General features: G+C 47.3%; 11 protein-coding genes. 4 read left to right on the top strand and 7 right to left on the bottom strand.

The features are described from left to right. Positions 1-68 precede the first annotated feature (68 nt). Both BKB51_RS11650 and BKB51_RS11645 read left to right on the top strand, forming a co-directional pair. A complete protein-coding gene (locus tag BKB51_RS11650; RefSeq protein ID WP_085901249.1) occupies positions 69-1,337 on the top strand; it encodes an extracellular solute-binding protein in 1,269 nt (422 codons plus the stop codon). Between the two features lie 71 nt (positions 1,338-1,408). Continuing rightward, positions 1,409-2,233 (top strand): metallophosphoesterase, encoded by an 825-nt coding sequence (locus BKB51_RS11645; RefSeq protein WP_085901248.1) that lies wholly within the window; start codon positions 1,409-1,411, stop codon positions 2,231-2,233. A 131-nt stretch (positions 2,234-2,364) separates the two neighbouring features. Here the strand turns inward: BKB51_RS11645 and BKB51_RS11640 are convergent, their stop codons facing one another. The 4 genes from BKB51_RS11640 to BKB51_RS11625 all read right to left on the bottom strand — a co-directional run bounded on the left by BKB51_RS11640 (position 2,365) and on the right by BKB51_RS11625 (position 7,860). After that, on the bottom strand, positions 2,365-3,666 hold the full coding sequence (locus BKB51_RS11640; RefSeq protein WP_085901247.1) for an adenylosuccinate synthase: 1,302 nt from the start codon (positions 3,664-3,666) through the stop codon (positions 2,365-2,367). A gap of 1 nt (position 3,667) precedes the next feature. Then, the gene (locus tag BKB51_RS11635) at positions 3,668-4,825 is read right to left on the bottom strand and encodes an ATP phosphoribosyltransferase regulatory subunit (RefSeq protein WP_085901246.1); all 1,158 of its coding nucleotides are present in this window, start codon (positions 4,823-4,825) and stop codon (positions 3,668-3,670) included. A 284-nt stretch (positions 4,826-5,109) separates the two neighbouring features. Then, positions 5,110-6,687: a phosphoglycerate dehydrogenase gene (gene serA / locus BKB51_RS11630; protein WP_085901245.1), complete on the bottom strand. Its 1,578-nt coding sequence runs from the start codon at positions 6,685-6,687 to the stop codon at positions 5,110-5,112. A 12-nt stretch (positions 6,688-6,699) separates the two neighbouring features. After that, positions 6,700-7,860 carry a phosphoserine transaminase gene (locus tag BKB51_RS11625; protein WP_085901244.1) on the bottom strand — a complete coding sequence of 387 codons (1,161 nt, stop codon included), beginning with the start codon at positions 7,858-7,860 and terminating at the stop codon, positions 6,700-6,702. Between the two features lie 284 nt (positions 7,861-8,144). Between BKB51_RS11625 and BKB51_RS11620 the strand changes: the two genes are divergently transcribed. Continuing rightward, positions 8,145-9,923 carry an SLC13 family permease gene (locus BKB51_RS11620; protein WP_085901243.1) on the top strand — a complete coding sequence of 593 codons (1,779 nt, stop codon included), beginning with the start codon at positions 8,145-8,147 and terminating at the stop codon, positions 9,921-9,923. Here the strand turns inward: BKB51_RS11620 and BKB51_RS11615 are convergent. Genes BKB51_RS11615 through BKB51_RS11605 form a run of 3 tightly spaced genes read right to left on the bottom strand, consistent with a single transcriptional unit; the run spans position 9,920 to position 12,580 of the window. Further along, the gene (locus tag BKB51_RS11615; RefSeq protein WP_085901242.1) at positions 9,920-10,378 is read right to left on the bottom strand and encodes a GNAT family N-acetyltransferase; all 459 of its coding nucleotides are present in this window, start codon (positions 10,376-10,378) and stop codon (positions 9,920-9,922) included. The two genes, BKB51_RS11620 and BKB51_RS11615, sit on opposite strands and share 4 nt — an antisense overlap. Before the next feature lie 44 nt (positions 10,379-10,422). Then, the gene (locus BKB51_RS11610; RefSeq protein WP_245813271.1) at positions 10,423-11,205 is read right to left on the bottom strand and encodes a PhzF family phenazine biosynthesis protein; all 783 of its coding nucleotides are present in this window, start codon (positions 11,203-11,205) and stop codon (positions 10,423-10,425) included. Between the two features lie 16 nt (positions 11,206-11,221). Beyond that, positions 11,222-12,580, bottom strand: coding sequence for a pyridoxal phosphate-dependent decarboxylase family protein (locus BKB51_RS11605; RefSeq protein ID WP_085901241.1), 1,359 nt, complete (start codon positions 12,578-12,580; stop codon positions 11,222-11,224). A 157-nt stretch (positions 12,581-12,737) separates the two neighbouring features. On the opposite strand from BKB51_RS11605, the gene ehuR reads away from it, so the two are divergent. Next, positions 12,738-14,132 (top strand): MocR-like ectoine utilization transcription factor EhuR, encoded by a 1,395-nt coding sequence (gene ehuR / locus BKB51_RS11600; RefSeq protein WP_085901240.1) that lies wholly within the window; start codon positions 12,738-12,740, stop codon positions 14,130-14,132. The last annotated feature ends 10 nt before the right edge of the window (positions 14,133-14,142 follow it).

Genomic DNA, 14,142 nt, shown 5'->3' with positions numbered 1-14,142 from the left:
CCGGGATCAACAAGATCTGGAAGATCAGCAAAATCGGATCCAGATCAAGGGTAACTGGAGATAAGATAATGAAAAAACTTCTAACTGCAATAGCATGTACGTTTATTGCAACATCAGCAGTTGCGGATGACAAAGTCACGATTGAATTCGCATATCCCTATTCGCATCTGTTTGATGTGACATATGAAAAAATACTCCCACAATTCAACAAAGCCCATCCAAACATCGACGTAAAATTCCGGGCAACTTATGAAAGTTACGAGGACGCATCAAATACAGTACTACGTGAAGCCGTCGCTAATGAGCTTCCCGATGTAACAATGCAAGGTCTCAACCGTCAGGCTATTCTGGTTGATAAAGGAATAGCCCAATCGCTAGAGCCATTCATCGCCAAAGAAGCTAACTTTGCTAAAGATGGCTACCATCAAGCAATGCTGGACCTCGGTACTTTCAATAACGAAGTCTATGGGCTGCCATTCTCAATTTCACTACCTGTTGGCTATTACAACATGGAAGTGATGGCAAAAGCCGGTATTACAGACAAAGACCAGTTGCCAAAGACCTGGGATGAAGTCATTGCAACATGCGGCAAGCTTCGTGACGCAGGTGTCAAGAACCCAATGTTCTGGGGATGGAATATCACTGGTAACTGGTTCTTGCAGTCATTGATGTGGAGTCAGGACAAACCAACAGTAAATGGAGTTGATTTCACGCTGGATGAAGCCGAGGGTCTGACTGCTCTTAATACAATGAAGTCGCTATTCCGTGGTTGTGACATGCAAAACATTGAATGGAAAGCAGCCTTGGCATCATTCTCAGCCGGTGAAATTGGGATGATGTACTGGTCAACATCTGCTGTCGGTGCCGTTGAACGCTCAATGGGTGACTTTACACTCGTGACCCATGAGTATCCAGGTATCGTTGCCGGTGGCCCGCTTGGCTTACCTGCTGGTGGTAACTCGGCAATGTTGACATCAACCTCAACAGATCCTGCCGTTTTGGATGCGTCATGGAAATGGTTAAAATTCATTACATCTGGTGAAGGTGCGGCTGAAGTTGCCAGAACAACAGGCTACATGCCACCAAATCAGGCTGCTAACGATATCATCCTGAAAGATTTTTATAGTAAAAACCCAACTAAAGCGACTGCTGTGCGTCAGCTACCACTGCTGCGCGAATGGCAAGCCTATCCCGGAGATAACGGCCTAGCGGCTACCCAGGTTATCTATGATGCGATAGAAGGTATTGTCACTGGCGAATACGAAGATATGCAAGAACTTCAGAAAGAACTGTCTGAAGAAGTTCAGGATCTGCTGCCAACAGCCGCAGGCTCATAAGTTTATGCAATAAGAGCACTCACCAATCACGTGAGTGCTCTTTTTTATATTTCAGACAATTTGGTAGCCAAATGAAAATTCTTCAATTTACGGACATTCACCTAACAACGCCCGGGCAAACGATTGCAGGTCGAGACCCTAATGCAAATTTTCACAAAGCATTAAATCATGCACTGCAATATCACTCTGATGCAGAAGCAATATTCATAACCGGTGATTTATCCGACTGGGGCGACGCAAAAGATTACCAGCGCCTAAAATCAATGATTGGTTCACTCCCCATTCCAATTCATTTATGCATTGGCAATCATGATGATCGAAACACCCTTATCGGAGAGTTTCCTGACCTTGAAGGCGAAGGAGGCTTTGTACACAGTGTGGTCCCATTATCACTGGGGCATGCAATTAAACTCGACACATGGGGGGAAGAAACCCATGCGGGCCACTTTTGTGAAGCACGCAGTAAATGGTTAACCGAGCAACTAACAAAACTGGAAGGGCCCATCTGGGTTTTCATGCACCACAATCCGGTCCCTCTAAACATTATGCCTATGGATAAAATTATGTTGCTGGATGCAGATCGTTTTGCAGAGACAATCAGACCACATAAAGACAAAATAGCGCATATTTTTCACGGACACTGCCATTTGCCTCTATCTGGTTCACTTCATGGTATTCCCTTTAGTGCTCCGCGCGGCACTAATCACGCTGGATGGCCAAACTTTTCTGCAACCAACTTACTGACATCAGCTGATTTGTCAGAATCCTACGCAGTCATATTTGCCGAAAAAAATCATACGATGGTTCACATGGTCGAATATGGGTACCAAGGAGAAATACGTGCAGAAGGGAGTCCTGATTATGCTGATTGGGATAAAATAACCATGATACGTTAAGGCGAACATGTCCTTAACAACGCTGAATATTAGTAGGCTTCAAACACACAATTCTTCAGAAGATATAAAAAAAGCGCTTTCTTATACGAAAGCGCTTTTTTATTAACAATAATCGTCGAAATCAGCAGATCTTATGACTTCGGATGAAATGGATCCTGAACAAGGATTGTATCATCGCGTTCCGGGCTGGTTGACAGCAATGCAACCGGAACATCAATAAGTTCTTCGATACGACGGATGTACTTAATTGCCGTCGCCGGAAGATCTGCCCAAGAGCGTGCACCATATGTGCTATCATCCCAACCTTCGAGTGTTTCGTAGATAGGCTCAACTTTGGCCTGTTTACTTGGTAGCGATGGCAGGTGATCGAACTCTTCACCGTCAATACGGTAGCCAACACAAACCTTAAGCTCTTTAAAACCATCAAGAACATCAAGCTTGGTCAAAGCGATACCGGTGATTCCACCGACCTTACATGCCTGGCGTACCATCACAGCATCAAACCAACCACAGCGACGTTGACGACCTGTTACAGTACCAAACTCGTGTCCACGCTCGCCAAGACGTTGCCCAACATCATCAAACAATTCTGTCGGGAAAGGTCCAGAACCTACACGTGTTGTGTAGGCTTTTGTAATGCCCAATACATAGCCAACAGAACTAGGACCAACACCAGATCCAGCAGAAGCTTGGCCAGAAATCGTATTGGATGATGTCACAAAAGGATATGTACCGTGGTCAACATCCAGCATCGCGCCCTGAGCACCTTCGAACAGAACGCGTTTGTCGGTTTTACGGCACTCTTCAAGGCGTTGCCAGACGACATCAACAAAGGGAAGGATCTTTGGAGCTACTTCCAGAAGCTTTTCAACAACACCAGCACCATCAATCTCAGGCTGGTTCAGACCTCTGAGCAAAGCGTTATGGTGAAGCAGCAATGCATCAACACGTTCTTTTAGAAAATCAGCATCTTCCAGATCACAAATGCGAATAGCGCGACGCCCAACTTTGTCCTCGTAGGCAGGGCCAATACCACGGCCCGTCGTCCCAATCTTGGCATCACCTTTCGCAGCAGCTTCACGCGCGCGATCAACTTCACCATGCAGCGGCAAAATAAGAGCAGCATTCTCAGAAATTTTCAGGTTCTCGGGGGTAAGCTCTACACCTTGTTCACGCAAGCGATCCATTTCAGACAACAAAGCCCAGGGATCAACAACAACACCATTACCGATAATGGACATTTTACCTTTGCGGACAATACCGGAAGGCAAAAGAGAAAGTTTATAAACTTCACCATCGATAACCAGTGTATGACCGGCATTATGACCACCTTGGAAGCGGACAACCACGTCTGCTCGCTCAGACAGCCAATCAACGATTTTACCTTTACCTTCGTCTCCCCACTGGGAGCCAACAACAGCAACATTAGACATGTCAGTTATTTCCTAACTCATGTATGTGGTCATTCTCTAAGAGATGACTACAGGACAAACGCAGCGCTTCCGCGCGATCATTCTCAACAGGTTCAAGACCTGAAATTGTTATCCACCCCTGTGCGCGCAATGCAGCACCCTCGTCACGTCGTGTTCCATGCGGAAGGAAAATACGACGTGCGACCTTCGGTTTTGGAAGGGCTCGTAAAACAGTATCCATAAAGAGGGTAAAACCAGTGGCTGGCTCAGTAACATTATCTACACTTACTGAATCATATCGCCCGCCACGCCCAAGTTCCCCTCGGACACCCTTGGAGAAAAAGATAAAACTTGTTCCCGTGTGATATTCAAAACCGCGATGTTCGACCAGATCCAACGTTACTGTTAATTTCGGAGCAGCCTTAGCGACCAGTTCCACAACATCAATAAGCTTGGCAAACTCTTCAGCTGCAACGCCTGAAAATTCCAGATCCTTCGCATAATCAATAACATGTTGAGCTGAACCCGCAGCATTGAGAAGCTTCAAGAAGAAAGTTGCGTGTTGCCCGGCAATCTTTTCAACTTCGGCTGCGTCCTTACGGTCCAAAGCAACGCGAAGGTCCAAGGCCTGTTCAGCATCATAGCCAAACTCTTTTGCAATCGCCGGAACAAGCGTTGGAAGGTTAATATCAACACTCAGATCTTTGACACCGACCGCTTCAAGCGCCGTAACTGCAGCCAAGATAACCTCGGCATCCGCAGCATTTTCGGTAATACCGATCAGTTCTCCACCTACCTGGGTAAATTGTCTTTCCGGGCGAAGTTGACTGCCCGTCACCTGTAGAACATCACCACCATAACAAAGTCGTAGAGGTCGCGGGGCATTTTGAAGACGCGAGGCTGCAATCCGTGCGATTTGTGGAGTGATATCTGCGCGGACCCCCATCATACGATGGCTGGATGGGTCCATAAGACGGAAAATTTGATCGGATAAAGTTTCGCCAGCACCTGAAAGCAACGCATTTTCAAACTCCAACAATGGCGGTTTGATGCGATCATAACCTTCTGATGAAAAACTATCTATAAGACGGCGCACTACTTCGGCTTCATGCGCGGCTGCAGGCATTAACAAATCCTGTAAGCCAGCTGGCAATAAAGCCTGGTTCCCATTTTTTTTCATGGTCTGCGTTCCGGGTCGTTTTTAAGCTCATACGATGCGAAAAAACCTGCCGTGACCGGAAAAGGTCTAACCTTGGGCTCTTTCGGTGATTGACTACAGGTTTTACCCTGCAAGAGCAACATGATTCCCTGATTCAGGACCGAAAAGTTACTCTTTTCTGACAGAAGAGCTAAAATATGTAGTGAATTCAAAAAGAAGGCTGCGAGAAATACTCACAGCCTTCTGGTGATTAAACTTGATGAAGATATATTAGTCTTCAAAAGTATTCACAAAAAAAGCGACCGCTAGAAATCAAGCTGTACGACCTGTTTTGTTTGCGGAAGATTTTTGACTTTCTCCAACTGTGTAGCATCCAAAGGACTATCCAGCTCAATAAGAGCAATCGCATCCTGTCCCGGTGCCGTTCTGCCCAGATGGAAAGTCGCGATATTCACACCAGCTTCACCCAACTGCATACCAAGAGCCCCGATATATCCCGGAGAATCTTCATTGGTCAGATAAAGCATATGTTTACCAAGCTCCGCCTCGATTTCGATACCTTTGATGTTAACCAAACGCGGACGTTTGCCACCAAAAAGTGTTCCAGCCACAGAGCGTTCGCCTTTTTCTGTTGTAACCGTCAGACGAATCAATGTCTGGAAGTCACAATCACGTTCATGCTTGGCTTCGCTCACATCAATATTACGTTCCCGTGCGATTACAGGTGCGCTTACCACGTTCACAGAATCCATAATTGGGGCCAAAAGGCTGGCAACAATCGTCTGCGTCAACGGACGACAATTAAGGGCAGCAACAGAGCCTTCGTAATCAATCTTGATTGCTTTCAGGCCAGTGCGTGTAAGCTGGCCAGCAAAGCTACCCAACTGTTGCGACAGTGCCATATAAGGTTCAAGCTTATTGAACTCTTCAGCCGTCAGTGATGGCATGTTCAACGCATTGGTAACAGCACCTGTCAGAAGATAATCTGAAAGTTGCTCGGCAACCTGCAAGGCCACATTTTCCTGCGCTTCAGCTGTGGACGCCCCCAAATGAGGTGTTGCGACAAAGTTTGGAGCACCGAACAAAACAGAGTCTTTTGCAGGCTCAACTTCGAATACGTCACTTGCTGCCCCGGCAACATGACCACTTTCCAAAGCGTCTTTAAGGTCTGCTTCAACAACCAATCCACCACGGGCACAGTTGATAATGCGAACACCTTTTTTAGTTTTAGCCAAGGCCTTGGCATCAATAATCCCCTTGGTCTGATCAGTCAGGGGAACATGAAGCGTAATAAAGTCTGCCCGAGCCAATAGTTCGTCCAGCTCGACTTTTTCAATACCCAAGTCTTTAGCCCGTTCAGGAGACAGGAAAGGATCAAAGGAAATTACCTTCATCTTCAGTCCCTGCGCACGATCCACAACAATAGACCCGATGTTACCGCAACCAATAACGCCTAAGGTTTTGGCTGTAAGCTCAGACCCCATAAAGCGAGATTTTTCCCACTTTCCGGCCTGCGTTGATTCGTTTGCTTCCGGAATTTGCCGTGCCGCAGCAAACATCATCGCAATTGCGTGCTCTGCAGTTGTAATAGAATTACCATGTGGCGTGTTCATAACAACAACACCTTTGGCAGATGCCGCATCAATATTTACGTTATCGACGCCAATACCTGCACGCCCGACAACTTTCAGATTAGTCGCAGCTTCCAATACCTGCGGCGTCACTTTTGTTGCAGACCGGATAGCCAGACCATCATAGTCACCAATAATGGCGATTAATTCTTCTTCGGAAAGACCAACTTTGGTATCAACCTCGACACCACGATCACGAAATATGTCCGCTGCTTTCGGACTTAACTTATCACTTATGAGTACTTTAACCATTTTTCCAACACTCTATTCGAATTCTGTACGCACTTGTTCAATTGCCCAGTCCAACCAAGGCAAAAGAAGCTCTATGTCTGACGTTTCAACTGTGGCCCCACCCCAGATGCGTAATCCCGCAGGAGCATCCCGATAAGCGCCAATATCAAGCGCCGCGTTTTCGTCTTCCAACAACGCAGCAAGTCTTTTTGCTGCTTTAGCCTGAGCATCATCGGAAAGAGCTGCGAACCAGTCTGCTGTTACTTTCAAACAAACGGATGTTGTTGAACTCGTCGATGCATCTTCTGCAAGGAAAGCAGCCCAATCGCTTTTAGCGACCCAATCTGCAATTGCAGCGAAGTTGGCATTACAACGCCCCACTAGCCCTTCCAGACCACCGACACTTTCAGCCCATTTAAGAGAATCCAGCGCATCTTCGACACAGAGCATCGAAGGCGTATTAATGGTGGCACCGGTAAAGATCGATTCGTTAAGCTTTCCGCCTTTGGTTAAGCGGAAAATTTTCGGCATTGGCCAAGCAGGTTCGTGGCTCTCCAAACGCTCAACGGCACGTGGACTAAGGGCAATCATACCGTGGGCACCTTCGCCCCCCAGTACCTTTTGCCAGGACCACGTTGTTACATCCAGCTTATCCCAAGGTAACGGCATCGCAAAAGCCGCTGATGTTGCATCGCAAATAGAAAGTCCCGCACGATCAGAACTGATCCACTCTCCATTAGGCACACGAACACCAGAGGTCGTACCGTTCCAGGTAAAGACCACATCACGATCCCAGGAAACCTGAGACAAATCAGGTAATTTCCCGTAATCCGCTTCAAAAGTACGTACGTCATCGAGTTTCAGTTGCTTGATCACATCTGTGACCCAACCTTTACCAAAACTTTCCCATGACAGCATATCAACACCCCGCGGTCCAAGAAGAGACCACAGCGCCATTTCTACAGCACCAGTGTCAGAAGCTGGGACAATTCCGACACGATAATCTTCGGGGATACCAAGGATTTTGCGAGACAGTTCAATCACTTCCGCGAGTTTAGCTTTTCCGCCTTTTGCGCGATGAGATCGACCATGCCAGCAAGAGCCTAGTGAATCCAGAGACCAGCCAGGGCGCTTCGAACAAGGCCCGGATGAGAATCTTGGATTTAAGGGACGTTCACTAGGTTTTTCTTTCATTGGACATTTTACTCCAGTATGGCAGTTATGTTCTTAAACTGCCCGACACAAACCACCCTGAATCCAGGGTCGCAAACCGACTTTTTCAGGTCGCGGATGCATCATAAACATATTGCACCGCAAAATGCTCCCTTTAATTTGCCTGATTTTCACAGAAATGAAATTTTTGCGTAAGCACAGCATTCTAGTCAGTGCTATTCCAGAATAATTTCTATATAGTTAGAGGAATTGACTTCGCAAAGTTAGGTGAGCCGCAAAGTTAGGTAAGCCAAAGCAGGGTGGGAATGAATACCGATCAATTTATCGTTTTTGCCGTTATAGGTCTCGCATTAATTTTGTTTATATGGGGCCGTATAAGATACGATGTTGTCGCAATGATGGCGCTTATTGGATCTGTGATCCTTGGTGTTGTCCCTGCTGACACTGCTTTTGAGGGATTCGGACATCCCGCGGTTATAACCGTTGCCGCCGTTTTGATCATCTCGCAAGCATTGCGAAATTCGGGCATTGTTGAACTGGCGACTCGTTTCTTGGAACCAGCCGCGGGTCACCCCACGCTTCATATTCTGGCCCTTACTGCTGTCGTTGCCGTTTGCTCTGCTTTCATGAACAACGTCGGCGCCCTCGCCCTTATGTTACCAATAGCGATTGGCAGCGCCTACAACAGCAAAAGACCCACAAGCGAAGTCTTAATGCCCCTCAGCTTTGGTTCATTGCTTGGCGGCCTCACCACGCTCATTGGTACGCCGCCTAACATCATTATCTCAAGTTTTCGACAGGCTGAAACAGGACAAGGCTTTGCCATGTTCGATTTTTTACCCGTTGGGCTTGGTGTGGCCTTAACAGGCATTCTTTTTATCTCTGTCGTGGGTTGGCGCCTGTTGCCCAAAAGGGCTGTAAACAACAGTGAAAATGAAAGCCTTTTCCAAATTGAAGACTATATCGCCGAAGTCCGAATTCCGGAAAATTCACCTTATGTGGGACACCGTCTTGTTGATTTGGAAACACTGGCTCAGGGTAACGTCGCTGTTGTAGCCTTGGTTCGACGCGAAGATCGTATGCTCGCCCCATCGGGTTATATGCGTCTCAAAGCAGAGGACATTCTTACCCTCGAATCTGATACAGATACACTCCAACGGGTTGTTGATGAAGCCAATCTCGAGCTTGTTGGCTCTGCAGATGACAGTTCTGAAGATCTTCAGTCTGATCGAGTGGGTATATTAGAGGCTGTAGTTACCCCAGGATCCAGGCTGGAAGGCCGGACTGCACATAACATGCAATTACATACCCATCACGGCATTAATACCCTTGGTGTTGCCAGACAGGGCCAACCCGTCAACGAACGGATCGGACGGGTTCGTTTTATGCCGGGGGATGTCCTTCTCATCCAAGGTATAAGAGAAGAAATGCCAGAAACGCTTGCATCTCTTGGACTTTTGCCACTTGCAGAGAGAGAGCTTTCTTTAACCCCGAAACGCGGGTCAATTGTTGCCCCTCTTCTCTTTGCCCTCGCAATTTTTCTGGTTGTTTTCGGTATTCTGCCACCACAAATTTCCTTCCTTGGTGCCGTTGGCACAATGGTTTTACTTGGGGAACTTAACCTCAAGGAACTTTACGAATCTGTGGACTGGTCGATTATTGTGCTTTTGGCGGCGATGATCCCAGTCGGGATGGCACTGGAAACAACGGGCGGGACGGCAATGATCGCCTATCCACTTGTCTCCCTCAGCGAACATATTCCTGTCTGGGCTATATTGGCGCTCTTGATTCTCATTACCATGGTCCTGTCTGACGTCATGAATAACGCCGCGACAGCCGTTCTCATGGCCCCGATTGGTATCTCTATCGCAAATAGTCTCGGCGTGAATATCGATACCTTCCTGATCGCAATTGCCATCGGCAGTTCATCAACTTATCTAACGCCCATCGGACATCAATCCAATTTGCTTGTAATGGGACCTGGTGGGTATAAGTTTGGTGATTACTGGCGTATGGGACTGCCACTGGATCTCATTATCCTCGTGGTTTCAGTACCACTTATTCTCTGGATATGGCCCCTTTAAAAAGTATAGGCCATTTTCAGAACTTGGCTGTCTTCATCAAATTCGGTCTGGTGGAAACCTAAATTTTCGTAGAGTGTAATTGCATGATCCATCTGACCGCGAACGGTTTCGAGCAAAATTGAACGCGCCTTTTGCCCTTTGGCAAAATCAAGCACAGTTTTGATAAGAGCTTGCCCTGTATTATGGCCTCGCCCTTGCGGCTCAATCCACAAGCGTTTTAGCTCACAACCAGCGTCTCCTTTAAACTGAACCCCGACCACTCCAACGGCTTCACCCTCGGAAGATTTCACAAGCCATAAACGCCCATTGGGTAGCGAGTAACGCTGATCAATCTCGTCGAGCTCTTTCTCAAAGCCTTCAAAACAAGGGCATGCTTGTGCCCACACTTCATAGTTTTTGAAAAGCTTTACAGCAGAAGAAAAATCCTCAGGAGAAGTCACTGTTTCAATGTTCATGCGTCTGATCTCTCTTTGAACCTGCTGAATGTATTTAGAAGGTACTATAGATAAATTGTGCCCTTAAGATAAAGCACTGCCGTTCCAGTTAAAAGAATTCGATCCCCACAATCCTCTATTTCAAGCACACCGCCGCGTTTCGAGATTTGTTTGGCAATCATCTTAGTCTTGCCCAACTGCTCTTTCCAATAGGGCGCACAAACAACATGAGCTGAACCTGTCACGGGGTCTTCTGGAATTCCACAATGAGGACCAAAATATCTGGCAACATAATCATAATCGCGGCTGGTTGATGTAATAATCAAGCCATCCCCCGGCAATGCCGCAACCTTGTCAAAGTCGGGTTCAACGGCAAGCACACTTGTTTCATCATCAAGCACTGCCATCAACTTAGTTGATTTATAAGTTGCCTGTGGACGTACTCCGATAGCCTCCTCCACCATAGACACGCCATCAAAAGGTGACGGCAGTCGGGTCGGAAAATCAAGCGTATATCGTCCATCCCTACAAGTAACCTTTAACACCCCACTTTTGGATTGAAATAAAATCTCTTTGGTTGCTTTATCCAATTCAGTCGCAATCACGTGTGCTGTTGCCAAAGTCGCATGACCACAAAGATCAACCTCTGTCGTTGGTGTAAACCAACGTAGATGGTACCCCTTGTCTGTCGGCACAAAAAAGGCCGTTTCAGAAAGGTTGTTCTCTGCCGCGATTTTGTACAGCAAGTTATCCGGCAACCATTCGGTCAAAGGACACACAGCCGCCGGGTTTCCACTAAAAACCTGATCAGCAAAGGCATCAATCTGGTACAAGGGTATTTCCATCATAATCTGGACTTCTTCTTTACTTTGATGTCTCGATTTTTTGCATGCTATCTTCGATCGCTTTCAAAGATAGATCAATATCCTGGCGTGTTATCTTCCAGGATGAAACCGACAGCCTAAAAGCATTGTGCCCTTTCCAGACCGTTGGACCAAACCAGCAAGTACCATCTTGTTGAACAGTATGAATCAATGCTTCTGTTTTCTCGGCGCTATCCCAGGAAACCACGATTTGATTAAGAACAACATCGTTCAAAATATTCAATCCCAGAGCTTCCAGACCTTTGGCAAAGTACTGAGCCAAATCGCAACAGCCAGAAATAAGATCATCGACACCATCACGACCAAGAAACTTAAGAGCGGCCCATATATCGATACCACGGGCACGTTTGGAAAATTCCGGAATATAACTTTGTGATGCTCTATCCCGATCCTTTAGATAAGCAGCAGATACAGACATTGCACCATGAAGGGCTTCATCGTCACGACAAACAACCACCCCACCATCATAGGGCGTATTCAACCATTTATGTCCATCAGCGGCCCAGGAATCCGCCTTCTCAATTCCACAGGCTAAATAGGCTTTAGACGATGATGATCGCGCCCAAAGACCAAACGCCCCATCCACATGTACCCAGGCATCAGCAACCTGCGCGTGATCACAGATCTCATCGATAGGATCGAAAGCGCCACTATTCACATTCCCGGCCTGTGTGCAGACAATGGTTCGACTATCCAGTACAGGCAACGCACTGATATCCATAGCTCCATTTGTATCTGTTGGAATTTTGATCACTCTGCTTTTCCCAAAGCCAAGCATGGATAGCGCTTTCAAGACAGTTACATGCACCTCATCACTCACGATGACTTTGATTTCGGGTGCACCGAAAAGCCCATCTTCTTCAACGTTCCAACCTTGTTTTTTCAGGATCTTGTGACGTGCAGCTGCCAGGGCCGTAAAGGTAGCCATTGTCGCCCCGGTCACAAAGCCAATAGCTGATTGACGTGGCAAGTCCAACACGTCCAGAAGCCATTGTGATGTTACCTTTTCAATCTTATCGGCCACAGGTGACGTTACTGACGAAGAGGCAACCTGATCCCAAGCCGTGGCCATCCAGTTTGCCCCAACAGCAACAGGCAAGCTGCCCCCCACAACAAAGCCGAAATATCTGCTTCCTGCGGATGCTACCGTCGCAGAAGCCCCCAATTCATCCAACTGCCTCAAGATATCCTCAGGCGTATGCCCTGTTTCAGGAAACGGTTCTTCAAACCCAGTGAGAGCCGTAAGATCAGAAGTTGCTGGAAAAACTCTTTGGCTATCAATCTCGGAAAGATATCGTTCACTTCTCTCGTAAGCATTGCGCAACAATTCACTAGTCATTGTCCTTACCCTTTTCCCGGAACGTGCCAACTTGCTAGCAACCGAGCACTTGAAATAAAACAATTACACTCTGGATCAGGGAAACAATTCCCTGAAACATCATTATTGTCACAGTTAAAACTTGATTTATTTGGGGGTCAATGATTACATTGTCACCATGACAAATTGGCTTCCAAAAGTAAAATTCGGGGCAGGCCCCCGTTATATGGCAATTGCTGATGCCCTTTCTGAAGATATTCGAAACGGCTTTCTGCAACAGGGTGACCGTCTTCCAACGCACCGTGATCTATCCTGGCATCTCGGCGTCACCGTTGGCACGGTCAGTCGTGCCTATGCAGAAGCTGAACGTAGAGGGCTGACATTTGGCGAAGTCGGACGTGGTACTTTTGTTCACGGCCCCTCCGCTGCAGAACGCCATATGCTGAGCCAAACCAGGTTTAAAGATCAGAACCTGATCCTCATGGACTTTGCCTACCCACCACCGGGGGGCGTCGAAGAAAAAGAAATGGCCTCGACCCTTCAAAGCATTTCCACAGATCCGGAAGTAACCAATCTTCTGAGTTATCAACCCCATTCCGGCCTGCCTCATCATCGTGAAGCCGGTGCTAAATGGTTTGATATGAACGGCCTTACCGTTGATCCCGACAACGTTATTCTTACTGCAGGAGCGCATCACGCCATAGCCGTAACCATGGCAGCACTGGCACGCCCCGGGGACCGCGTACTTTGCGAAGAAATGACCTATCCCGGCATACAATCCGTGTGTAGAATGCTTGGCCTGCGTCTCGATGGTCTAGAAATGGATGCACACGGTATTGTGCCTCAGGCTTTTGAAGAAGCGTGCAAAGCCGGGGATGTTAAATTTTTGTACTGTGTACCTAACTTTCAGAACCCTACTACGCGCCTGCTTCCTATGGAACGACGCCAAGCCATTGCCGATATTGCGCGGCGTCACAGAGTGTCAATTATAGAAGATGATGTATTTGGGCTTGTGGCTGAGAACGCACTGCCACCGATCACCAATCTGGCACCGGAAAGATGCTACTATATCAGCTCTCTAGCAAAAACCATCGCACCTGGATTACGTGTCGGTTATCTTACTGGTCCTCAACACAGTATTGCCAGTTTGATCGCTGCCGTACGTGCCACCTGCTGGATGGCCTCGCCCATCACTGCAGAAATTGCCACACGATGGATTATGGGCGGCTCAGCCGATAAAATTCTGGACGGCAGAAAAAAGAGCGCACGTCGTCGCGTACAAATCGCCAGAGAGATCTTCACCGACTATGAAATGGAAAGTGAAACACTGGGCATCTATGTCTGGCTCTACCTGCCTGCCCCGTGGAGATCCAGCCAGTTCACACATGCTGCAAACAGAGCAGGCGTTACGATTTCAGCCTCGGAAGCATTTATTGTTGGCAGGAAAGCACCACCCCATGCCGTCAGAATCTGCTTGGGACAACCAGATTCAGAAGAGAAACTGATCAGAGGTCTCGAAATTCTCGTCGATATATTAAAAAAAGGCCCTGACGTGGGTACTTCAGTCTTTTAGGTAAAGGGCA

Origin of the sequence: Kiloniella majae (genome assembly GCF_002118315.1) — a bacterium.
Taxonomy (GTDB): Bacteria; Pseudomonadota; Alphaproteobacteria; order Kiloniellales; family Kiloniellaceae; genus Kiloniella; species Kiloniella majae.
Note: the sequence above shows the minus strand (reverse complement) of the source record. Positions and strands in the feature narration are given on the sequence as shown.

Excerpts from the sequence above, each read along its gene's own strand:
- BKB51_RS11650 (WP_085901249.1), top strand. The coding sequence starts at position 69 with ATGAAAAAACTTCTAACTGCAATAGCATGTACGTTTATTGCAACATCA.
- BKB51_RS11645 (WP_085901248.1), top strand. The coding sequence starts at position 1,409 with ATGAAAATTCTTCAATTTACGGACATTCACCTAACAACGCCCGGGCAA.
- BKB51_RS11640 (WP_085901247.1), bottom strand. The coding sequence starts at position 3,666 with ATGTCTAATGTTGCTGTTGTTGGCTCCCAGTGGGGAGACGAAGGTAAA.
- BKB51_RS11635 (WP_085901246.1), bottom strand. The coding sequence starts at position 4,825 with ATGAAAAAAAATGGGAACCAGGCTTTATTGCCAGCTGGCTTACAGGAT.
- serA (WP_085901245.1), bottom strand. The coding sequence starts at position 6,687 with ATGGTTAAAGTACTCATAAGTGATAAGTTAAGTCCGAAAGCAGCGGAC.
- BKB51_RS11625 (WP_085901244.1), bottom strand. The coding sequence starts at position 7,860 with ATGAAAGAAAAACCTAGTGAACGTCCCTTAAATCCAAGATTCTCATCC.
- BKB51_RS11620 (WP_085901243.1), top strand. The coding sequence starts at position 8,145 with ATGAATACCGATCAATTTATCGTTTTTGCCGTTATAGGTCTCGCATTA.
- BKB51_RS11615 (WP_085901242.1), bottom strand. The coding sequence starts at position 10,378 with ATGAACATTGAAACAGTGACTTCTCCTGAGGATTTTTCTTCTGCTGTA.
- BKB51_RS11610 (WP_245813271.1), bottom strand. The coding sequence starts at position 11,205 with ATGATGGAAATACCCTTGTACCAGATTGATGCCTTTGCTGATCAGGTT.
- BKB51_RS11605 (WP_085901241.1), bottom strand. The coding sequence starts at position 12,580 with ATGACTAGTGAATTGTTGCGCAATGCTTACGAGAGAAGTGAACGATAT.
- ehuR (WP_085901240.1), top strand. The coding sequence starts at position 12,738 with ATGACAAATTGGCTTCCAAAAGTAAAATTCGGGGCAGGCCCCCGTTAT.